The organism is Pseudomonas sp. TH21 (assembly GCF_016651025.1).
GTDB lineage: Bacteria > Pseudomonadota > Gammaproteobacteria > Pseudomonadales > Pseudomonadaceae > Aquipseudomonas > Aquipseudomonas aylmerensis.
In genome coordinates this window covers 1,338,125-1,358,972 of the sequence record NZ_JAEKEQ010000001.1, presented here as the reverse complement: position 1 = coordinate 1,358,972, position 20,848 = coordinate 1,338,125, and the positions used below count along the sequence as shown (strand labels likewise).

The following is a 20,848-nucleotide window of genomic DNA, read 5'->3' as shown; positions in this document are numbered from 1 at the left end:
AACCATAATCACGCATCAGCGATACAAAGCCCCGGTATGGCAGGCGGAATCGCTCTTTAGACTACCGAACCTAAATGAGAGTAATTGTAATTTAGACTCGGATCACTGCCTATGTCATTGCCCACCCCTCACCGTCACACATTGCACAGTACCCTGGCGCCGATGTTCGGTTTCCTCGCGGCTGGCGGCGTCGCCCCGACCGCCTTGGCCGATACGACAGCCGCCACGACCAGTGGCTCGGTGCTGAGCCTGCCGGAAATCAAGGTCGACGGTGAAGCCACCTCCACCTTCAAAGTGGACCGGGTGACCTCGGCGAAAATCAGCCAGCCGCTGCTGGACGCGCCGCAAAGCGTGACCATCGTGCCCCAGCAGGTGCTCAAGGAGCAGAACGCGCAGACCCTGCAGGAAGTGTTGCGCAACGTGCCGGGCATTACCTTCATGTCTGGCGAGGGCAACCTGGGCTGGGGCGATCTGTTCTCGATCCGGGGCTTTTCTTCGGAGCAGAGCCTGACCGTCGACGGCGTGCGCGATGCCGGCATGTCGACCCGTACCGACACCTTCAACCTGCAACAGGCCGAAGTGTTCAAGGGCACCGGCTCCATCGAGTCCGGGGTGTCTGCGGTGGGCGGCAGTGTCAACCTGGTCAGCAAGGAAGCGCACCTGGGCGATGCCAACAAGGTCTCGGCCGGGATTGGCACCGACAGCTATCGCCGGCTCACGGCCGACCTGAACAAGCAACTGAACGACACCACCGCCGTACGCATCAACCTGATGAAGCACTACAACCAGGTGGCCGAGCGCGACGACGTGGACTACGACCGCTGGGGCATCGCCACCTCGTTCGGCTTCGGCCTGGGCACCGACACGCGCCTGTTCATCGACACCTTCTACCAGAAAGACACCAACACCCCGGACGGCGGCGTGCCGATCCAGCGGGGCACCGACGGCGACCGCATGCCCGGCGTGAAACGCTCGAACTGGTACGGCGACTCCAGCCTCTACACCCAGCAAAACAAAACCACCTCGCTGACTGCCCGCCTGGAGCACGACTTCGACTGGAATGAAGCCAACCTGCGCAATCAGACTCGCTGGGAACGCAGCGACAACTTCGCCGTGCTCTCCCCGGCGCGCTTTTTTGCCGCCGACGCGAATGGCAACAAAACCTGCACCGGCGCCCGTTGTGCGACTTTGGGCTACACCGGTGTAGGCCCGATCAGCCAAGTGCCAGGTAGCACGGTGAATGCCTACACCGACTACGTGAACAACAGCAACACCGCCTACGGCATCCTGCGCGGCAGCGACTTTGGCTTGTCCAAGCGCTACACCATCCTGGATAACCAGACCGACTTCAGCTTCAAGTTCAACACAGCAAGCCTGCAACACGCGGTGGTCTCGGGCCTCGAGTTCTACCACGAGACCTACGGCGGGCTGAAGCGCAACGCCGAAGTGCCGGCAGGCAACCTGTTCTTCGACATGAGCGAGCCCAGCCACAGCTTCGCCAGCACCTACGTGACCAAGGGTGAAGGCGACCCGCGCTCGGTGATCGACAACGCCGGTATTTACCTGGGTGACACCGTCACCCTCAACGAGCAGTGGCAGGTGCTGGGCTCGCTGCGCTACGACAACTGGCGGGCGCAAACCAGACAACGCGGCCAATCGACCATCAGCAGCACCGACGGTGCGGTGAGCGGACGGGTTGGCGCGGTGTACAAGCCGTTGCCCAACGGCAGCGTCTATGTGTCCTACAGCGAAGCAGCGCAACCCTCGGCGTTGGGCGCATCCACCAACAACCAGATCTACGGCGCGGCCAGCACCAGCAACTACAGCCCGGCCAAGTCCAAGACCTACGAGTTGGGCACCAAGTGGGACATTGCCCACGACATGCTTAACGTCACCGCCGCGATTTTCCGCACCGAACTCGACAACGCCTGGGAATACCAGGACGGCGAATCCGCCCCGGTACGCGCCCTGCCCGCCAAGCGCGTGGACGGCGTGGAACTCGGCCTGCAAGGCAATATCACCTCGCGCTGGACCGCCTACACCGGTTTCTCGGCGCTCAAAAGTACCCAGACCAAAGGCATCAACAAGGGCGCCGAAGCCAAGAACGTCCCTGACCTGACCGCCAACCTGTGGACCACCTATGCCGTCACCGACGCCCTGAGCCTGAGCTACGGCGAGCAATACGTCGGCCGGCGCCGCTACACCGACAACAAATACGTCGGCGGCTTGAACAACAACAGCAGCTACGCCAATGGCCCCTCCGGCGTGAATGCGATCTACACCCGCGACCATGAAAAAGCCCCTGGCTACTGGCTCAGCAGCCTGGCCGCGCAATACAAGGTGAACAGGGACACCACGGTCAACCTCAACCTCAACAACGTGTTCAACACGTTCTATTACAGCCAGGTCGGCGCCTCCCTCGATGGCTTCCAGCTCTACGGCATCCCAGGTGCCGGGCGCACCCTCACCGCCAGCGTCGATTATGAATTCTGATCCTCTCTCACCAGGAGCCTCTGCCATGCGCAAACCCCTTCACTTGCTCAAGCTCGGCGTGCTGTTCGGCGCCTTGGTCCTCGGCCATGCCGAAACCGCCGCCGCCCACGAAGTCACCGATGTGCTCGGCCGCAAGGTCGAGGTCAAGGACGACGTCAAACGCGTGGTACTGGGTGAAGGCCGCCTGATTTCAGCGTTTGCCCTGCTCGACAAGGACGCGCCGTTCCAGCGCATCGTCGGCTGGCAGAACGATCTGAAGCTGCTGGACCAACACACCTATAACGCCTATGTGGCGAAATTTCCGACGGTCAAGGACATTCCGTTGATCGGGCAGGCGTCGGAACAAAGCGTCAGCGCTGAAGAAATTCTCTCGCTGAAACCGGACCTGGCGGTGTTCAGCATCTCCGGGCACGGCCCGACCGAACACAGCCCGGTCGCCGATGTATTGGCCAAGGCCGGAATCCCGGTGCTGTTCGTCGATTTTCGCATCAACCCGGTGCAAGGCACCCATAGCAGCATGAGCGCGCTGGGCCAGGCGTTGGGGCGTGAAGCCCAGGCCAAGGCATTCCTCGCTTTCTATGACCAGCACATCAAGGTGATCAGCGACGCCGTCGCCACCTTGCCGGCCGGCCCGCGCCCGAGTGTGTTCCTCGAGCTGCTGGCCGGTGCCTGGCAGGCACCGGGGCACACCACCGGCAAAAGCGGCATGGGTGAAGTGATCAAGCTGGTCGGCGGACGCAACATCGCTGCCGATATCGTGCCCGGCGCGCTGGGTGATATCAGCGTTGAATATGCGCTGAAGGCTGATCCGGATGTGTACGTGGCCACCGGCAACCACAAACCTGGCCTGATCCTGGGCGCAGGCGTTACCCAGGACGAGGCGCGTGAAGCGTTTGACCGCGTGTTGGCGCGGCCGGAATTCGCCAATCTTCGCGCGATCCGCGAAGGCAATTCCCACGGCCTGTGGCATGACTTCTACAACTCGCCCTACAACCTGCTGGCGATTGAAGCGCTGGCCAAGTGGGTACACCCGCAACTGTTCGCCACGCTGGACCCGCAGGCAACGATGGCGCAGATCAACCAGCAGTTCCTGGGGATGCCGCTGCAGGGTGCCTATTGGATCAACAGCAAGCCTGCTGTCGAAACGCGGTAAAAACTGTGGGAGCGGGCTTGCTCGCGAAGGCGGTGTATCAGTCGACCTATTCAGTGACTGACACCGCGCATTCGCGAGCAAGCCCGCTCCCACATTTGGATTTTCATCGTCTTCAAAATTGTGTGAACGCCATGACCACTCAAACCCTCGACCTCGCCAGCGCCACCCACGGCTACCGTCGCCTGCTGGCGCGGCGTGCCTGGCTGCTGGCCTTGCTCGGCACCGCGCTGGCCTGCGCGATTCTGGTCGACCTGGCCAGCGGCCCGTCGGGCATGGGCCTGCTGGCGTTACTCGACGGCATCCTGCATCCCTCGCACCTGAGCGCCACCGACCAGGTGATCATCTGGAACGTGCGCCTGCCCTACGCGCTGATGGCGGTGCTGGTGGGCTGTGCATTGTCGCTGGCCGGGGCCGAGATGCAGGCGATCCTCAACAACCCGCTGGCCAGCCCGTTTACCTTGGGCGTGTCGTCGGCGGCGGCGTTGGGCGCATCGCTGGTGATTGTGTTCCCGGTGACCACGCTGTGGGTCTCGGCCAACACCGCGATTTCGATCTCGGCGTTTATCTTCGCCGCCGCCTCGGTGTTTTTACTGCAAGCCATGTCACGCCTGCGCGGCGCCGGCGTGGAAAGCCTGGTGTTGTTCGGCATCGCGCTGGTGTTCAGTTGCAACGCGGTGGTGGCCTTGCTGCAACTGGTGGCCACCGAAGACGTGCTGCAACAGCTGGTGTTCTGGACCCTGGGCAGCGTGACCCGGGCCAATTGGGACAAGCTCGGCATCCTGGCGCTGGTGGTCGCAGTGGTGCTGCCGTTTTCCTTCACCGCCGCACCGCGCCTGACCCTATTGCGCATGGGCGAGGACCGCGCGCAAAGCTTTGGCGTGGACGTGAAGCGCCTGCGGTTTTTCTCGTTGCTGCGCATCAGCCTGTTGTCGGCCACCGCCGTGGCCTTTGTAGGCACCATCGGATTTATCGGTCTGGTAGGTCCGCATATCGCGCGGATCCTGGTGGGTGAGGATCAACGCTTCCTGTTGCCGGCCAGTGCCCTGACCGGTGCGTTGCTGCTGTCGCTGTCGTCGATTGCCAGCAAGCTGATCATGCCCGGGGTGATTGTGCCGGTGGGCATTGTCACCGCCTTGGTCGGCGTGCCGATTTTCGTGGTGCTGGTGTTCAAGCGGGGGAGGCAGTTATGAGTGCGGGCTTATCGGTACACAACGCCAATGTGAGCTACGGGCGCCGGCAGATCGTGCACGACCTGAGCTTGCCGCCCCTGCCCCACGGCAGCCTGACCGCCTTGATCGGCCCCAACGGCGCGGGTAAATCCACCTTGCTGCGTGCCGTGGCCGGGCTGGAAAAGATGCAAGGCGTTGTGCGATTGGGCGACCTCGACCTGTCGGCCATGTCCGTTGCCGAACGCGCGCGACGGGTGACCTACATGCCGCAGAACCTGCCGCCCGGCCTGAGCCTCAGCGTAATGGAAAGCGTGATCGCCGCGCTGCGCGTGGCCCATGTGGAGGGCGTTCCACTGTCCAGCGAGGCCTGCCTGCGCGAAGCCTTCGAGGCGTTGCAACGCATTGGCATCGCGCACTTGGCCGACCAGTTACTCAGCACGTTGTCGGGCGGCCAGCGCCAATTGGTCAGTCTTGCCCAACTGATCGCGCGTCGCCCCCAGGTGATGCTGCTGGACGAACCCACCAGCGCCCTCGACCTCAACTACCAGTTGAAAGTCATGGAGTGCGTGCGCGGGCTGGTGCGCGAGCACCAACTGATCGCCGTGGTGGTGCTGCACGACATCAACCTTGCCGCACGCTTTGCCGACCATATCGCCGTGCTGCGCCAGGGCCGGCTGTATGCCAGCGGCACGGCAGATGAGGTGCTCGACCCGGCGCTGTTTGCCGAGGTGTATGGCGTGCAGGTGCGCATCGAACGCTGCTCGCAGCAATCGCTGCAAGTGTTGGTGGACGGCGCCGTGTAAAACGCTTCTAAGGTTAGACGCAAATGTTTGATTGAATTATTGCCCTTTGGTCTTCACCTATAGCTGCAGGCATTCGCTCATTTGGAGAGCTTCATGATCGACCTGTACTACTGGACTACCCCCAACGGTCACAAAGTATCGCTGTTCCTGGAAGAAGCCGGCCTGCCCTATAAGGTGCACCCGATCAATATCAGCCAGGGCGACCAGTTCAAGCCGGACTTCCTGAAGATCGCTCCCAACAACCGCATCCCGGCCATCGTCGATCAGAATCCGACCGACGGCGGTGCGCCGATTTCGCTGTTTGAATCCGGCGCAATCCTGTTGTACCTCGCGGAAAAAACCGGCCAGTTCATTCCACAAGACCTGCGTGGTCGCCAGGAAGCACTGCAATGGTTGTTCTGGCAAATGGGTGGATTGGGGCCGATGGCGGGCCAGAACCACCACTTCAGCCAGTTCGCCCCGGAGAAGATTCCCTACGCGATCAAGCGCTATGTGGACGAAACCGCGCGCCTGTACGGTGTGCTCGACCGGCGCCTGGCCGACCGCGCGTTCGTGGCCGGTGAGGACTACAGCATTGCCGACATGGCGATCTATCCATGGATCGTTTCCCACAAGTGGCAGAGCCAACGCCTGGAAGACTTCCCACATGTGCTGCGCTGGTTCAACAGCATCAAGGAGCGGCCAGCGACCGTGCGCGCGTATGAACTGGTACAGAAAGTGAACCCGCCCAAGGCCTGACCTGAAGCAGCACGCGATCAAATCCGGGCGCTGGCCTGCCTGCGATAGCCTCACTTGGTGTGACTGACGCACCTGGGTGCTGGCATCGCAGGCAGGCCAACGCCCACATTGATCGCTGTCCGAATCAAGTTCTCACGCTTAACCCAAAACTCCCGCTTGCGTCGTTTCGCCGCGCTCACTAACGTAGCGCCTTTACTGACGCTACCCCCCGCAGGAGCTTTGCCATGGCCTCGCCAGCCCTCTCACATTTTCTTCCCCGGTTCGGCGTTGCCGCGGCAGTGGCCAGTGCATTAAGCCTGGCCGGTTGCCAGCTCCAGAGCACCCAGGACACCCTGCCGCCAGTTGCCGGCGTGCAGCCGATCAAAGGCCTGGCACAGAATGTATCGGTACGCCGCAATGCCCAGGGCATGCCGCTGATCGAAAGCAACACCTTCCACGACGCGCTGTTCAGCCTCGGTTATGTGCACGCCAGTGACCGCATCACCCAGATGGTCACCCTGCGCCTGCTGGCCCAGGGCCGCCTGGCAGAAATGTCCGGCCCTGAGGTGCTGGATGTCGACCGTTTCATGCGTGCGGTCAACCTCAAGAAAAGCGCCGGCGAGCTGTATAACGCCTCCTCGCCGCGCCTCAAGCGCTTCTTCGAAGTGTATGCGCGCGGCGTCAACGCCTACCTGTTCCGCTACCGCGACAAGCTGCCGCCGGACCTGGCACAGACCGGCTACAAGCCCGAGTACTGGAAGCCGGAAGATTCGGCGCTGCTGTTCTGCCTGCTGAATTTCAGCGAGTCGGCCAACCTGCAGGAAGAACTTGCCTCCCTGGTGCTGGCGCAAAAAGTTGGCGTCGACAAGCTCGCCTGGCTGACGCCGAGCACGCCGGATGAGCCGATTCCGCTGGCCGAAGCCGAGAAACTCAAAGGCGTGAACCTTAGCCAGATCACTGGCCTGGCCGGACTGGACACGGTCAGCCAGCAACTGAGCAGCCTCAACGCGCTGGCTGTCACTACCTCGAGCAACTGGGCGATTGGCCCGCAACGCAGCCGCAGCGGCAAAAGTCTGCTGGCCAGCGACCTCGCCGCCCAGCCCCAGGCTCCATCGCCGTGGAGCTACGTGCAGATTCGTGCGCCGAAATACCAGGCGGTCGGTGCTTCGATTGCCGGCTTGCCGACCCTGTTGTCCGGTTTCAACGGCAAAGTCGCGTGGAGCATGAGCACGGTCAAGGGCGACACCCAGGACCTGTTCCTGGAGAAGGTCAAGCGCCAAGGCAACGCGTTGTACTACGAGAACAACGGAAAATGGCTACCGGCTGGCGTGCGCAACGAAACCTACTTCGCCAAGGGCCAGCGCCCACTGCGTGAAGTGGTGTACGAAACCCGTCACGGCGCCCTTCTCAACAGCAGCCAGGCCCTGACCAGCGGCTTGGGTCTGGCCCTGCAAACGGCCGACTTCAAGGATGACAAGAGCCTGGATGCGTTCTTCGACTTGTCCCGGGCGCAAAACGTCGCCAAGGCGTCGGACGCCACCCGCGAAATCCGCGCGATTGCCTTGAACATGATCTTCGCCGACGCCACCAATATCGGCTGGCAAGTCACCGGGCGTTTCCCCAACCGTCGCGAAGGCGAAGGCCTGCTGCCCTCGCCGGGCTGGGACACCCGCTTTGACTGGGACGGCTACGCCGATGCGATGCTGCACCCTTACGACCAGGACCCGGCCCAAGGCTGGATCGGCACCGCCAACCAGCGCACCGCGCCACGCGGCTACGGCATGCAACTGTCCAACTCGTGGGACGCGCCGGAGCGCAGCGAGCGCCTGGCGCAATTGGCCAATGCCGGCAAGCACGACAGCCGCAGCATGATCGCCATGCAGTACGACCAGACCACCCTGTTCGCCGCCAAGCTCAAGACCATGTTCCAGGCGCCGGGCATGGCCCAGCCGCTGAAACAGGCGATTGCAGCATTGCCGGCCGCCGAACAGGCCAAGGCGCGCGAGGCGCTGAGTCGCTTGATGGCGTTTGATGGCCGGCTCGTGGCAACGTCCGCCGACGCCGCGCTCTACGAGCTGTTCCTGCAGGAAAGCACCAAGCAGATCTTCCTCGACGAACTGGGCCCGGAAAACAGCGCGAGCTGGAAGGCCTTCGTCAGCAACGCCGGCCTGTCCTATGCCGCCCAGGCCGACCACCTGCTGGGCCGTGAAGACAGCCCGTTCTGGGACGACGTGCGCACGCCGCAAAAAGAAGACAAACCCGCGATCCTTGCGCGCAGCCTGGCCGCCGCGATCACCGCCGGCGACAGCCAACTCGGTGCCGACCACAAGGCCTGGCAGTGGGGCAAGCTGCACAGCACCACCTGGAAAAACAGCACTGGCCAGGTGATTCGCGGCCCGCTGGCGTCCGGTGGCGACCACAACACCTTGAACCCGGCACCGTATGCCTGGGGCCAGGACTTCAATACCACCCAGGTGCCGGCGCTGCGCATGATCGTCGATTTCGGCCAGGTGGAACCGATGATGGGCCAGGGGGGCATCGGCCAGTCCGGCAACCCCGCCAGCCCGAACTACGCCAACGGCATCGACCCGGCGCTCAAGGCGCAATACCTGAGCTTCCCGATGCAGCCGCAGAACTTCGAGAAGGTGTATGGCAAGGCGCGGTTGACCCTGACGCCGGGCAAATAACCCGCCCTTATAGGCGCCGGCTTGCCGGCGATGGTGCACTGTCAGCCGGCGTTCCAGCCGTCTGACACAGCGCTATCGCCGGTAAGCCGGCGCCGACAATGGACCACCTGCATTCAGATAGAACTTCTCGCCCCGCCCCTGCCTCCTACCTGATAAGCCCATTGCCCCCGGCACGCCCATGGACCTTGTCATCGCCCGCCCCGAAGGCCTCTACTGCCCCGCCGGAGATTTCTACATCGACCCCTGGCGCCCGGTGGAACGTTCGGTCATCACCCACGCCCACGGCGACCACGCCCGCACCGGCAACCAGCACTACCTGGCCGCCGCCCCCGGTGAAGGCATCTTGCGTTCGCGCCTGGGCCAGGACATCAACCTGCAGACCCTCGCCTATGGCGAACAACTCGTTCACCACGGCGTGACCCTGAGCTTCCACCCTGCCGGGCATGTACTCGGTTCGGCCCAGGTGCGCCTGGAATACCAGGGTGAAGTCTGGGTTGCCTCCGGCGACTACAAAGTCGAACCCGACGGCACCTGCGCGCCGTTCGAGCCCGTGCGTTGCCACACCTTTATCACCGAGTCGACCTTCGGCCTGCCGATCTACCGCTGGCAACCCCAGGCGCAGATCTTTGCCGGGATCAACGCCTGGTGGCAGGCCAATATTGCCGCCGGCAAGGCCAGCGTGTTGTTCTGTTACTCATTCGGCAAGGCCCAGCGCATCCTGCATGGCATCGACGCCAGCATCGGCCCGATCCTCAGTCATGGCGCGGTCGAACCGCTGAACCGGGTGTACCGCGAAGCGGGTATCTATATCCCGGAAACCCTTTACGCCGGCGACTTCAAAAAAACCGACCCGCTGCTGCGCCAAGCCCTGATCATCGCCCCGCCTTCCGCCGGCGGCAGCAGTTGGATCAAGCGCTTCGGCGACTACAGCGACGCCTTCGCCAGTGGCTGGATGCGCCTGCGCGGCACACGGCGGCGGCGCGGGGTCGACCGTGGCTTTGTGCTGTCCGACCACGCCGACTGGCCGGGGCTGTTGTGGGCCATCGAACAGACCGGCGCCGAACGGGTGATGGTGACCCACGGTTCGGTCGGCGTACTGGTGCGCCACCTGCGGGAAAAAGGCCTGGATGCCCAAGGCTTCACCACCGAATACGGGGATGACGAAGAAGAGGCCACGGCATGAAAGCCTTCGCGCAGCTCTACGCCAACCTTGACGCCACCACGTCCAGCAATGCCAAGCTCGCGGCATTGCAAGCCTACTTCCTGCAAGCCCCGGCAGAAGATGCGGCATGGGCGGTGTATTTTTTGTCCGGCGGGCGCCCTCGCCAGTTGGTGCCGACGCGCCTGCTGCGGGACATGGCCACCGAGGCGGCGGGCATCGAGCCGTGGCTGTTCGAGGAAAGCTACCAGTCGGTCGGCGACCTGGCCGAGACCATTTCCCTGCTATTACCGGAATCTACCTACACCTCGCAGGATGGCCTGGCGGTGTGGCTGGAAGAAAAGCTCCTGCCGCTGCGCGGCCTGGCACCTCAGGACCTGGCCGAGCGCCTGCCGGCGTTATGGGCGCAACTGGATCAACCGAGCCTGATGGTGTGCATCAAGTTGATCACCGGCAGCTTTCGCGTCGGCGTGTCCAAATTGCTGGTCACCCGTGCACTCGCCACAATGGCCGACCTCGACAGCAAGCGGGTCGCACAGCGGTTGGTGGGCTACACCGACCTGTCCAACCGGCCGACGGCCGAAGGCTACCTCAAACTGATCGCCGCCGAATCAGACGACGAACATGCGCAGCGCGGCGGACAGCCCTATCCGTTTTTTCTCGCCCATGGCTTGTCGCAACCGGTGGAGCAATTCGACGCATTGCTCGGTTCCCCCGCCGATTGGCAGGTGGAGTGGAAGTGGGATGGCATTCGCGCGCAACTGGTCAAGCGCGACGGCCGCCTGTGGGTGTGGTCGCGTGGCGAAGAATTGGTCACAGAGCGTTTCCCCGAACTGCACAGCCTGACCAGTGGCCTGCCCGATGGTACGGTGATCGACGGCGAAATCGTGGTGTGGAAGGACGCAGTGCAGCCCTTCGCCCTGCTGCAACAGCGAATTGGCCGCAAGACCCTGAGCAAAAAGGTGCTCGACGATGCACCGGTCGCCGTCCTCGCCTATGACCTGCTGGAATACCAGGGCGCCGACTGGCGCAACCAGCCCCAGGCCGAACGTCGCGCTCAACTCGAGCGGGTAATCGCCCAGTGCAACCAACCCGTGCTGATTCCATCGCCCCTGCTCACGGGCGCGACCTGGCAGGATCTTGCGCAGCAACGCGAAGCCTCCCGTCAGTTGGGCGTCGAAGGCATGATGCTCAAGGAGCGCAAAGGCCTTTACGGTGTGGGTCGCACCAAGGACATGGGCCTGTGGTGGAAGTGGAAAGTCGACCCGTTCAGTGTCGACGCCGTGTTGATCTACGCCCAGCGCGGCCATGGTCGGCGCGCCAGCCTCTATAGTGACTACACCTTCGCCGTGTGGGACGGCCCGCCCGGCAGCGAGCGCACGCTCGTGCCCTTCGCCAAGGCCTATTCAGGGCTGACCGACGAAGAGATGCGCAAGGTCGACGCGATTGTGCGCAAGACCACCGTAGAGAAATTCGGACCGGTCAGCAGTGTCACGCCGAGCATGGTATTCGAGCTGGGGTTCGAGGGCATTGCCCTGTCCAAGCGGCATAAAAGTGGGATCGCGGTGCGGTTTCCGAGGATGTTGCGGTGGCGGCAGGACAAGGCGGTGGATGAGGCTGACAACCTGGCCACGCTGCAAGACCTGCTGACCGGATGCTAAAACCCCACAAATCTCTGTAGGAGCTGGCTTGCCTGCGATGGCGGCGGATCAGTGACAGATGAATAAGCTGATTCGCCGCCATCGCCGGCAAGCCAGCTCCCAGGTTTTCGATCTGCATCAGCCCCAAATGGGTGCACTGTTTTTTGCGTGCCCATTTTCGGGCATCTCCTACACTGAGATCTCCCTCTTCCCACCTTTTAAAACGATCATTCGGAACTATGGTGCAGAAATTGCTACTTGTGTTGCGTCTGACACCGTTCAGTAACAGTCCTAAACGCGCCACAAGCGCTTATCTTGGTTTCCAGGGATTACATAATGAAAAAAGCATTGCTGACCCTTTCTGCACTGGCTCTGTGCATGGCCGCTGGTACTGCGTTGGCCAAGGAATACAAGGAACTGCGTTTTGGTGTCGATCCGTCCTACGCGCCATTCGAATCCAAGGCCGCCGACGGCAGCCTGGTGGGCTTCGATATCGACCTGGGCAATGCGATCTGCGCCGAGCTGAAAGTGAAGTGCAAGTGGGTCGAAAGTGACTTCGACGGCATGATTCCAGGCCTGAACGCCAACAAATTCGACGGCGTGATTTCGTCGATGACCGTGACCGAAGCCCGTGAAAAGGCGATCGACTTCTCCAGCGAGCTGTTCTCCGGCCCGACCTCCCTGGTGTTCAAAAAAGGCGCGAACTACTCCACGCCTGAGTCCCTCAAGGGCAAATCGGTGGGCTACGAGCAAGGCACTATCCAGGAAGCCTACGCCAAGGCTGTGCTGGACAAAGCCGGTGTGACCACCAAGGCCTACGCCAACCAGGACCAGGTGTACGCTGACCTGACCTCCGGCCGTCTGGATGCGTCCGTGCAGGACATGCTGCAAGCCGAACTGGGCTTCTTGAAGTCGCCGGCCGGCGCTGACTACGAAGTCAGCAAGGCTATCGACGACCCTCTGCTGCCGTCGAAAACTGCGGTCGGTATCAAAAAAGGTAACAAAGACCTCAAGGCCTTGCTCGATAAAGGTATCAAAGCGTTACACGATGATGGCACGTACGCCACCATCCAGAAGAAACACTTCGGCGATCTGAACCTCTACAGCGGTAAATAACACCCTGGCGCCCACCGGTTTGCGGTGGGCGCTTTTTTATCGCCATTAGGTCCTGAATTCATGTTTGAAGATCTTTTGCAAACCCTGGGGCTGGGCGCCTTCAGTTTGAAGGGGTTCGGCCCGCTGTTGCTCCAAGGGACGTGGATGACCGTAAAACTCTCGGTCGCCTCCCTGGCTGTCAGTGTCCTGCTCGGCCTGATTGGGGCCAGCGCGAAACTGTCCAGCGTCAGCTTGATCCGTATTCCCGCCCAGCTCTACACCACCTTGATTCGCGGCGTACCTGACCTGGTACTGATGCTGCTGATTTTCTACAGCCTGCAAATCTGGCTGACCGGTTTGACCGACTTCATGGAATGGGACTACATCGAGATCGACCCATTCAGCGCCGGGGTGATCACCCTGGGCTTCATCTACGGTGCCTACTTCACCGAGACATTTCGCGGTGCGATCCTCGCGGTCCCGCGTGGCCAGTTGGAAGCTGCAACCGCCTATGGGCTGAGTCGCGGGCAGCGGTTTCGCTTCGTGACCTTTCCGCAGATGATGCGGTTTGCCCTGCCGGGCATCGGCAATAACTGGATGGTCATGCTCAAGGCCACGGCGCTGGTATCGATCATTGGTCTCGCGGACCTGGTCAAGGCCGCCCAGGATGCCGGCAAGAGCACCTATCAACTGTTTTACTTCCTGGTCATCGCGGCGTTTATCTACCTGCTGATCACCAGTGCATCCAATTTCGTCCTGCGTCGGCTTGAACGCCGCTACTCCGCTGGGTCCCGGGAGGCCGTGCGATGATCGAACTCCTGCAGCAATACTGGCGCCCCTTCCTGTACAGCGACGGCCAGCACATCACCGGGCTGGCAATGACCATGTGGCTGCTCAGCGCCTCGCTGGTGATTGGTTTCCTGGTCTCGATCCCGCTGTCCATCGCCCGCGTCTCGCGAAATCGCCTGGTGCGTTGGCCGGTGCAGTTCTACACCTACCTGTTTCGTGGCACGCCGCTCTATATCCAGTTGCTGATCTGCTACACCGGCATCTACAGCATCGCCGCGGTGCGCGCGCAGCCGGTGCTGGACGCATTTTTTCGCGACGCGATGAACTGCACGATCCTGGCCTTTGCCCTCAACACCTGCGCCTACACCACCGAGATATTCGCCGGTTCGATCCGCAGCATGGCCCACGGCGAAGTCGAGGCCGCCAAGGCCTATGGCCTCAGCGGCTGGAAGTTGTATGCGTATGTGATCATGCCGTCGGCCCTGCGCCGCTCGTTGCCGTACTACAGCAATGAAGTGATCCTGATGCTGCACTCGACCACCGTGGCGTTTACCGCAACAGTGCCCGACATTCTCAAGGTCGCACGGGACGCCAACTCGGCGACCTACATGACCTTCCAATCCTTCGGCATCGCCGCGCTGATCTATCTGACAGTGACCTTTGCCCTGGTCGGCCTGTTTCGTCTGGCGGAGCGCCGCTGGCTGGCCTTCCTCGGGCCGAGTCATTAAGGAGCCTTCATGTGTCATCAGGTTCATGAACTGATCGCGCCTGTGCCTGGCACGGCGCGGCAGATTCACAGTTTCCACTTCGGCCCGGAACAGGCTGAAGGCAAGATCTACATCCAGTCGTCGCTGCATGCCGATGAAATGCCCGGCATGCTGGTGGCCTGGCACCTCAAGCTGCGCCTGGCGCAACTGGAGGCCGCCGGGCGCCTGCGCAGCGAAATCGTGCTGGTGCCGATCGCCAACCCGGTGGGCCTGGAACAGGTGTTGATGGATATTCCGCTGGGCCGCTACGAGCTGGAAAGCGGGCAGAACTTCAATCGCTTGTTTGTCGACCTCAGTGACGCGGTGGGTAACCAGGTCGAAGCGTCACTCGGGGATGATCCGCGGCACAACGTCGAACTGATCCGCACCGCGCTGTCCAACGCCCTCGCCGCGCAAACCGCCGAGACCCAGCTGCACTCCCAGCGCCTGGTGCTGCAACGCCTGGCCTGCGATGCCGACATGGTGCTCGACCTGCATTGCGATTTCGAAGCCGTGGCGCACCTGTACACCACTCCCGAGGCGTGGCCGCAGGTCGAGCCGCTGGCGCGCTATCTCGGCTCGGAAGCCAACTTGCTCGCCACCGATTCCGGCGGGCAATCCTTCGATGAGTGTTTCACCCTGGTGTGGTGGCAATTGCAGCAGCGATTCGGCGAGCGCTTCCCGATCCCGATGGGCAGCTTTTCCGTCACCGTCGAGCTGCGTGGCCAGGGCGACGTCAACCATGGCCTGGCCAGCCTCGATTGCCAGGCGATCATCGATTACCTGATCCACTTCGGCGCGATCGAGGGCGAAGCCGCCCCGCTGCCGGCACTGCCCTACCCGGCCACGCCGCTGGCAGGCGTGGAACCGGTGGCGACACCGGTCGGCGGCCTGCTGGTGTTCAGCGCCCTGCCGGGGGAATACCTGGAGGCCGGGCAACTGATCGCCGACATCATCGACCCCATTACCGACCGCGTAACGCCTGTGCACTGCCAGAAGGCCGGCCTGCTTTACGCCCGTTCGCTACGCCGCATGGCCACTGCCGGGATGGTCATCGGCCATGTCGCCGGCTCAGAGGCCTACCGTAGCGGCTATCTACTTTCGCCTTGAGGATGCACGCCCCATGTACAAATTGACCGTTGAAGGCCTGCATAAAAGCTATGGCGACAATGAAGTGCTCAAAGGTGTTTCGCTCAAGGCCAAGACCGGTGACGTGATCAGCCTGATCGGCGCCAGCGGTTCGGGCAAGAGCACCTTTTTGCGCTGCATCAACTTCCTGGAAACCCCCAACGACGGCGCCATGACCCTCGATGGCCAGCCGATCCGCATGGTCAGCGACCGCCATGGCATGCGCGTGGCTGACGATGCCGAACTGCAGCGCCTGCGCACACGCCTGGCGATGGTGTTCCAGCACTTCAACCTGTGGAGCCACATGAGCGTGCTGGAAAACATCACCATGGCCCCGCGCCGGGTGCTGGGTTGCAGCAAGAAGGACGCCGAAGACCGTGCCCGTCGCTACCTCGACAAGGTCGGCCTGCCGGCACGCGTGGCCGATCAATACCCGGCCTTTCTCTCCGGTGGCCAGCAGCAACGGGTGGCCATCGCCCGCGCCCTGGCCATGGAACCGGAAGTGATGCTGTTTGACGAGCCTACTTCAGCCCTCGACCCGGAGCTGGTGGGCGAGGTATTGAAGGTGATCCAGGGCCTGGCCGAGGAAGGCCGCACCATGATCATGGTGACCCATGAGATGAGCTTCGCGCGCAAGGTGTCGAGCCAGGTGCTGTTCCTGCACAAGGGCCTGGTGGAAGAGCAAGGTGCGCCGGCGGATGTGCTGGGCAATCCGAAAAGCGAGCGGCTGCAGCAATTTCTCAGCGGCAACCTGAAGTAAACGTGTAGGAACCGCCTGGCGATAGCGCCTTGAGCCCTGCGGCGATCTTTGCGCCACCCTCGCCGCGGTGCGATGCGCCTGCAAGGATTGCGTTAAACCTTTGATGCTCGGTGAAGGTCTGTGGAATAGGCCTTCCAGAGTGTAAGCCGTCGCATGGCAAAACCCCACGACTTCGCCAAAACATGGTTCGCCGCCAAGGGCTGGAAACCGTTCGCCTTCCAGAAAGCGGTGTGGGCTGCCGTCAAGGCAGGCCAGTCCGGCTTGCTGCATGCCAGCACTGGTGCGGGCAAAACCTATGCGCTGTGGTTTGCCGCCCTCAATCGCTTCGCCATCACTCGCCCGCCGGCCAGCGGCAAGCGTAAAGCGCCCGCAGAGCCACTGACGGTGCTGTGGATCACGCCCATGCGGGCGTTGGCCGCCGATAGCGCCCGCGCACTCGAAGCACCGCTTGAGGCCTTGCAGATTCCCTGGAGCATCGGCCTGCGCACCGGCGACACCAGCAGCAGCGAGCGTGCACGCCAGACACGCCGACAGCCCACCGCACTGGTCACCACCCCGGAAAGCCTGACCCTGATGCTCGCCCGCGCGGACAGCGAAGTGAGCCTGGCGCACCTGCGCATGGTGGTGGTGGATGAATGGCATGAGCTGATCGGCAACAAGCGCGGCGTGCAACTGCAGCTGGCGCTGGCACGGCTGCGGCGTTGGCATCCCGAGCTGATGGTATGGGGGATTTCGGCAACGCTGGGTAATCAGGCTCACGCCTTGGAGGTATTGGTCCCACAAGGTGGCGGGATCAACGTGCAGGGGCAGACAGCCAAGCAGCTGTTGGTCGACACCTTGTTGCCGCCCGTCGCGGAACGCTTCCCCTGGGCCGGGCATATCGGCTTGAAAATGTTGCCGCAGGTAGTGGCCGAAGTGGAAACCAGCAGCAGTTGCCTGGTATTCACCAATACCCGCGCGCAATCGGAAATCTGGTACCAGGCGTTGCTCGAGGCGCGCCCGGACTGGGCCGGCTTGATTGCCCTGCACCATGGCTCACTGTCCCGGGAGACGCGTGACTGGGTCGAGCGCGCACTCAAGGACGGGCAGCTCAAGGCCGTGGTGTGCACCTCGAGCCTGGACCTGGGGGTGGATTTCCTGCCGGTGGAAAGAGTCCTGCAAATTGGCTCGGCCAAAGGCGTGGCGCGGCTGATGCAACGCGCCGGGCGCTCGGGCCACGCGCCGGGGCGGCCATCGCGGGTGACGCTGGTGCCGACCCACAGCCTGGAACTGGTGGAAGCCGCTGCCGCCCAGGATGCCATTGCGCAGCGGCACATCGAAGCGCGGGAATCGCCGCACAAGCCGTTGGATGTACTCGTACAGCACTTGGTGAGCATGGCGCTGGGCGGTGGCTTCACCCCCGACGCGTTGCTGGCGGAAGTGCGCGGTGCCTGGGCCTATCGCGACCTGACCGAGGCCGACTGGGCCTGGGCCCTGGGCTTTGTGCGCCATGGCGGGCTGTCGCTGACCGCCTACCCGGACTACCGCCGCGTGGAGCCCGACGAACACGGCATCTGGCGCGTCCCCGACGCCAGGCTCGCGCGGCGGCATCGCATGAGCGTGGGCACCATCGTCAGCGACGCCAGCATCCAACTGAAATTCTGGAGCAAGGGCGGCGGCGGCAAGAACCTCGGCAGTGTCGAAGAAGGCTTCATCGCGCGCCTCAAGCCGGGTGATGGGTTCCTGTTTGCCGGGCGCTTGCTGGAGCTGGTCCGAGTGGAAAACATGACCGCCTATGTACGTCGCAGCAGCGCCAAAAAAGCCGCAGTGCCGCGCTGGAATGGCGGGCGCATGCCGCTTTCCAATGAGTTGGCGCAAGCCGTGGTGGAACGCTTCGACGCTGCGGCGCGCGGGCACTACGACGGCCCGGAAATGCGCGCGGTGCAACCCTTGTTGCAGACGCAGTTACGCTGGTCCGGCCTGCCGACGTACGACGGGTTGTTGGCCGAAGCCCTGAAATCACGCGAGGGGTGTCACCTGTTTCTCTACCCGTTTGCCGGGCGCCAGGTGCACTTGGGCCTGGCGAGCCTGTTGGCATGGCGGGTCAGCCAACGCCAACCCGTGACCTTCTCGATTGCAGTGAATGATTACGGCTTGGAGCTGCTGAGCGCGACGCCGGTGGAGTGGCCTGCCCTGCTGAATGAGGCATTGCTGAGCCCGGCAGACTTGCTGGCCGACGTCGTGGCCAGCCTGAACGCCGGCGAACTCGCCCTGCGCCGCTTTCGCGAGATTGCGCGGATCGCCGGACTGGTGTTTGCCGGTTACCCCGGCGCGCCGAAAAGTACACGCCAGGTGCAGGCATCCAGCGGCCTGTTCTTTGAGGTATTCAAGCAATATGACCCGCAGAACCTGTTGCTGACCCAGGCCGGAGAAGAAGTCCTACGTGATGAGTTGGATATTCGTCGGCTGGAACAGACACTGCGGCGTCTGTCGGCACTGCAACTGAACCTGCACGTGATCGAGCGGCCGACGCCGCTGGCCTTTCCGCTGTTGGTGGAACGGATGCGTGAAAGCATGAGTTCGGAAAAACTCTCCGAGCGCATCGCGCGGATGGTCAAGGACCTGGAGAAAGTCGCGGATAACAGGAAGGCTTGATGTATTACACCGTGCAATTGGAAGGTGAAACGTTATGGCTGCTGGCGGACAAGGCCGTGTATTGGCCTGCGCATCAGTGTTTGCTGATCGCCGATGCGCATTTCGGCAAGGCCTCGGCCTACCGCAGCCTCGGGCAACCGGTGCCACAGGGGACTACCACCGAGAACCTGCAACGACTGGATCGGCTGTTAGCGGCCTTTACCTGCGCCCGCGTGATCTTCCTGGGCGACTTCCTGCACGGCCCTGGCTCGCATGCCAGTGGCACGCTGGGCGCCTTGCGGGCGTGGCGTGAACGCCAGGCAGGGCTGCACCTGACCTTGATTCGCGGCAATCACGACAAGCGCGCAGGCGACCCGCCGGCGGACTTGGACATCGAGGTGGTCGCGGAGCCGCTGCTGATGGGGCCATTCGCACTGCAACACGAACCGGATGCGCATGCCAGCCACCATGTACTCGCGGGGCATGTGCACCCGGTGTATCACTTGCGCGGCAAAGGCCGGCAACGCTTGCGCCTGCCGTGCTTCCAGCTGGGTAGCCGCGTCAGCCTGTTGCCGGCGTTCGGGGCGTTTACGGGGGGTTATGCGGTGGAGCAGGACAATGACCACCGGATCTTTGTGATCGGTGATCACGAGGTATGGCCAGTGCGCTGACCGGCCTCCCAGTTATCAGGCGACAGGCGCGGGCGGTGGCTCGTCCGGAAGGGTCGGTTCACCGGGCTCGGTCGGCTGGGGGTAATCCGGCTCGGGTTGGCCGGGGATGCCGCCTGCGTAGGCGGGATCGGCCATCAGGGACCAGGCCAGGACACCAATCTGGTTGGGTTCAAGCCGGGCAAGTTCGGCGCTGATTCGCGGGTCGATCTTCATAAAAGTACTCCTCAAGCGTGGCCCGGCGCGTCTTGCACGCGCCGAGGCAGTACACCCAATAGAGTCACTTTCTGCAGACTAATTCCCTTGGCGTGTAGGACCTTTCGATCAAGCGCGCGGCAAGGTCACGCCACGCTGGCCCTGGTACTTGCCGCCACGGTCCTTGTAGGACACTTCACAGGCCTCATCGGACTGCAGGAACAGCATCTGCGCCACGCCTTCGTTGGCGTAGATCTTCGCCGGCAGCGTGGTGGTGTTGGAGAACTCCAGGGTCACGTGACCTTCCCACTCAGGCTCGAGCGGCGTCACGTTGACGATAATGCCGCAGCGAGCGTAGGTGCTCTTGCCCAGGCAGATGGTCAGCACGTCGCGCGGAATGCGGAAAAACTCCACGGTACGCGCCAGGGCGAAGGAGTTTGGCGGGATGATGCACACGTCGCTCTTCACGTCGACGAAGCTTTTTTCGTCGAAGTTTTTCGGATCGACGGTCGCCGAATTGATATTGGTGAACACCTTGAATTCATCGGCGCAACGCACATCGTAGCCGTAGCTGGAAACCCCGTAGGAAATCAGGCGTTCAGCGCCTTCGCCACGCATCTGGCGCTCTACGAAGGGCTCGATCATGCCGTGCTCTTGCGCCATGCGGCGAATCCACTTGTCCGATTTGATGCTCATGGCGGGTGTCCTGAATAGCGAGGTGGAAAAATTCTGTGGGGCATCTTACCGGGGCCAGCGTTGGGGTTCAAAGGGCGTGGGGGATTTGTTGATGAATGCGCACGCTCCTGTAAGTCGCGGCCAGCGGGGCCGGGACCCGGGTTGCAGGCGCTGGTGGCGGTAAATACCACCGCCAGTCACGAAAATAGAGAAACCTTCGGAAATACCATTGGCACGTCCCGGAAAAAGGGTTAAGGTGGCGCCACTGTGCTGCTTGTGTCACTGAGAATCTCTACACGATATGTTGAATTTCGATCCAACCATCTCCAAGAATTTTTCCTGCTCTTTGCACTCAGTC

The 20,848-nt window shown here is 62.6% G+C and carries 17 protein-coding genes; 15 read left to right on the top strand and 2 right to left on the bottom strand.

What is annotated here, in order from left to right:
* The first annotated feature begins 111 nt into the window (after nt 1–111).
* The 15 genes from JFU04_RS05990 (at nt 112) to pdeM (ending at nt 19,623) form a co-directional block, all read left to right on the top strand.
* Nucleotides 112–2,493, top strand: a complete 2,382-nt coding sequence (locus tag JFU04_RS05990; RefSeq protein WP_201143663.1) for a TonB-dependent receptor — start codon at nt 112–114, stop codon at nt 2,491–2,493.
* Between the two features lie 25 nt (nt 2,494–2,518).
* Entirely contained in the window at nt 2,519–3,646 is a 1,128-nt protein-coding gene (locus tag JFU04_RS05985) for an ABC transporter substrate-binding protein (RefSeq protein WP_201143662.1), read from the top strand.
* Between the two features lie 131 nt (nt 3,647–3,777).
* Complete coding sequence (locus JFU04_RS05980) at nt 3,778–4,836, top strand: FecCD family ABC transporter permease (protein WP_106804940.1); 1,059 nt, start codon at nt 3,778–3,780, stop codon at nt 4,834–4,836.
* Complete coding sequence (locus JFU04_RS05975; protein ID WP_201143661.1) at nt 4,833–5,618, top strand: ABC transporter ATP-binding protein; 786 nt, start codon at nt 4,833–4,835, stop codon at nt 5,616–5,618. The genes JFU04_RS05980 and JFU04_RS05975 overlap by 4 nt, the downstream gene beginning before the upstream one ends.
* A 93-nt stretch (nt 5,619–5,711) precedes the next feature.
* On the top strand, nt 5,712–6,356 hold the full coding sequence (locus JFU04_RS05970) for a glutathione S-transferase N-terminal domain-containing protein (RefSeq protein WP_201143660.1): 645 nt from the start codon (nt 5,712–5,714) through the stop codon (nt 6,354–6,356).
* Nucleotides 6,357–6,580: 224 nt separating this feature from the next.
* The gene (locus JFU04_RS05965) at nt 6,581–9,022 is read left to right on the top strand and encodes a penicillin acylase family protein (RefSeq protein WP_201143659.1); all 2,442 of its coding nucleotides are present in this window, start codon (nt 6,581–6,583) and stop codon (nt 9,020–9,022) included.
* A gap of 178 nt (nt 9,023–9,200) precedes the next feature.
* Entirely contained in the window at nt 9,201–10,205 is a 1,005-nt protein-coding gene (locus tag JFU04_RS05960; RefSeq protein WP_065903019.1) for a ligase-associated DNA damage response exonuclease, read from the top strand.
* On the top strand, nt 10,202–11,842 hold the full coding sequence (locus JFU04_RS05955; protein ID WP_201143658.1) for an ATP-dependent DNA ligase: 1,641 nt from the start codon (nt 10,202–10,204) through the stop codon (nt 11,840–11,842). Before JFU04_RS05960 ends, JFU04_RS05955 begins: the two co-directional genes overlap by 4 nt.
* A 315-nt stretch (nt 11,843–12,157) precedes the next feature.
* Entirely contained in the window at nt 12,158–12,937 is a 780-nt protein-coding gene (locus JFU04_RS05950; RefSeq protein ID WP_065903021.1) for a transporter substrate-binding domain-containing protein, read from the top strand.
* Nucleotides 12,938–12,997: 60 nt separating this feature from the next.
* Nucleotides 12,998–13,726, top strand: a complete 729-nt coding sequence (locus JFU04_RS05945; RefSeq protein ID WP_065903023.1) for an ABC transporter permease — start codon at nt 12,998–13,000, stop codon at nt 13,724–13,726.
* Nucleotides 13,723–14,433 (top strand): ABC transporter permease, encoded by a 711-nt coding sequence (locus tag JFU04_RS05940; protein ID WP_065903025.1) that lies wholly within the window; start codon nt 13,723–13,725, stop codon nt 14,431–14,433. Before JFU04_RS05945 ends, JFU04_RS05940 begins: the two co-directional genes overlap by 4 nt.
* 9 nt (nt 14,434–14,442) lie before the next feature.
* Nucleotides 14,443–15,561: a succinylglutamate desuccinylase/aspartoacylase family protein gene (locus JFU04_RS05935; protein WP_201143657.1), complete on the top strand. Its 1,119-nt coding sequence runs from the start codon at nt 14,443–14,445 to the stop codon at nt 15,559–15,561.
* Between the two features lie 13 nt (nt 15,562–15,574).
* A complete protein-coding gene (locus JFU04_RS05930; RefSeq protein ID WP_065903037.1) occupies nt 15,575–16,339 on the top strand; it encodes an ABC transporter ATP-binding protein in 765 nt (254 codons plus the stop codon).
* Nucleotides 16,340–16,492: 153 nt separating this feature from the next.
* Nucleotides 16,493–18,973 (top strand): ligase-associated DNA damage response DEXH box helicase, encoded by a 2,481-nt coding sequence (locus JFU04_RS05925; protein ID WP_201143656.1) that lies wholly within the window; start codon nt 16,493–16,495, stop codon nt 18,971–18,973.
* Nucleotides 18,973–19,623: a ligase-associated DNA damage response endonuclease PdeM gene (gene pdeM, locus JFU04_RS05920; RefSeq protein ID WP_201143655.1), complete on the top strand. Its 651-nt coding sequence runs from the start codon at nt 18,973–18,975 to the stop codon at nt 19,621–19,623. Before JFU04_RS05925 ends, pdeM begins: the two co-directional genes overlap by 1 nt.
* A 15-nt stretch (nt 19,624–19,638) precedes the next feature.
* Here the strand turns inward: pdeM and JFU04_RS05915 are convergent, their stop codons facing one another.
* Together JFU04_RS05915 and dcd are read right to left on the bottom strand one after the other, a co-directional pair.
* The gene (locus JFU04_RS05915; RefSeq protein ID WP_010212420.1) at nt 19,639–19,836 is read right to left on the bottom strand and encodes a hypothetical protein; all 198 of its coding nucleotides are present in this window, start codon (nt 19,834–19,836) and stop codon (nt 19,639–19,641) included.
* Nucleotides 19,837–19,944: 108 nt separating this feature from the next.
* Complete coding sequence (dcd, locus tag JFU04_RS05910; protein WP_065903042.1) at nt 19,945–20,511, bottom strand: dCTP deaminase; 567 nt, start codon at nt 20,509–20,511, stop codon at nt 19,945–19,947.
* Nucleotides 20,512–20,848 lie beyond the last annotated feature (337 nt).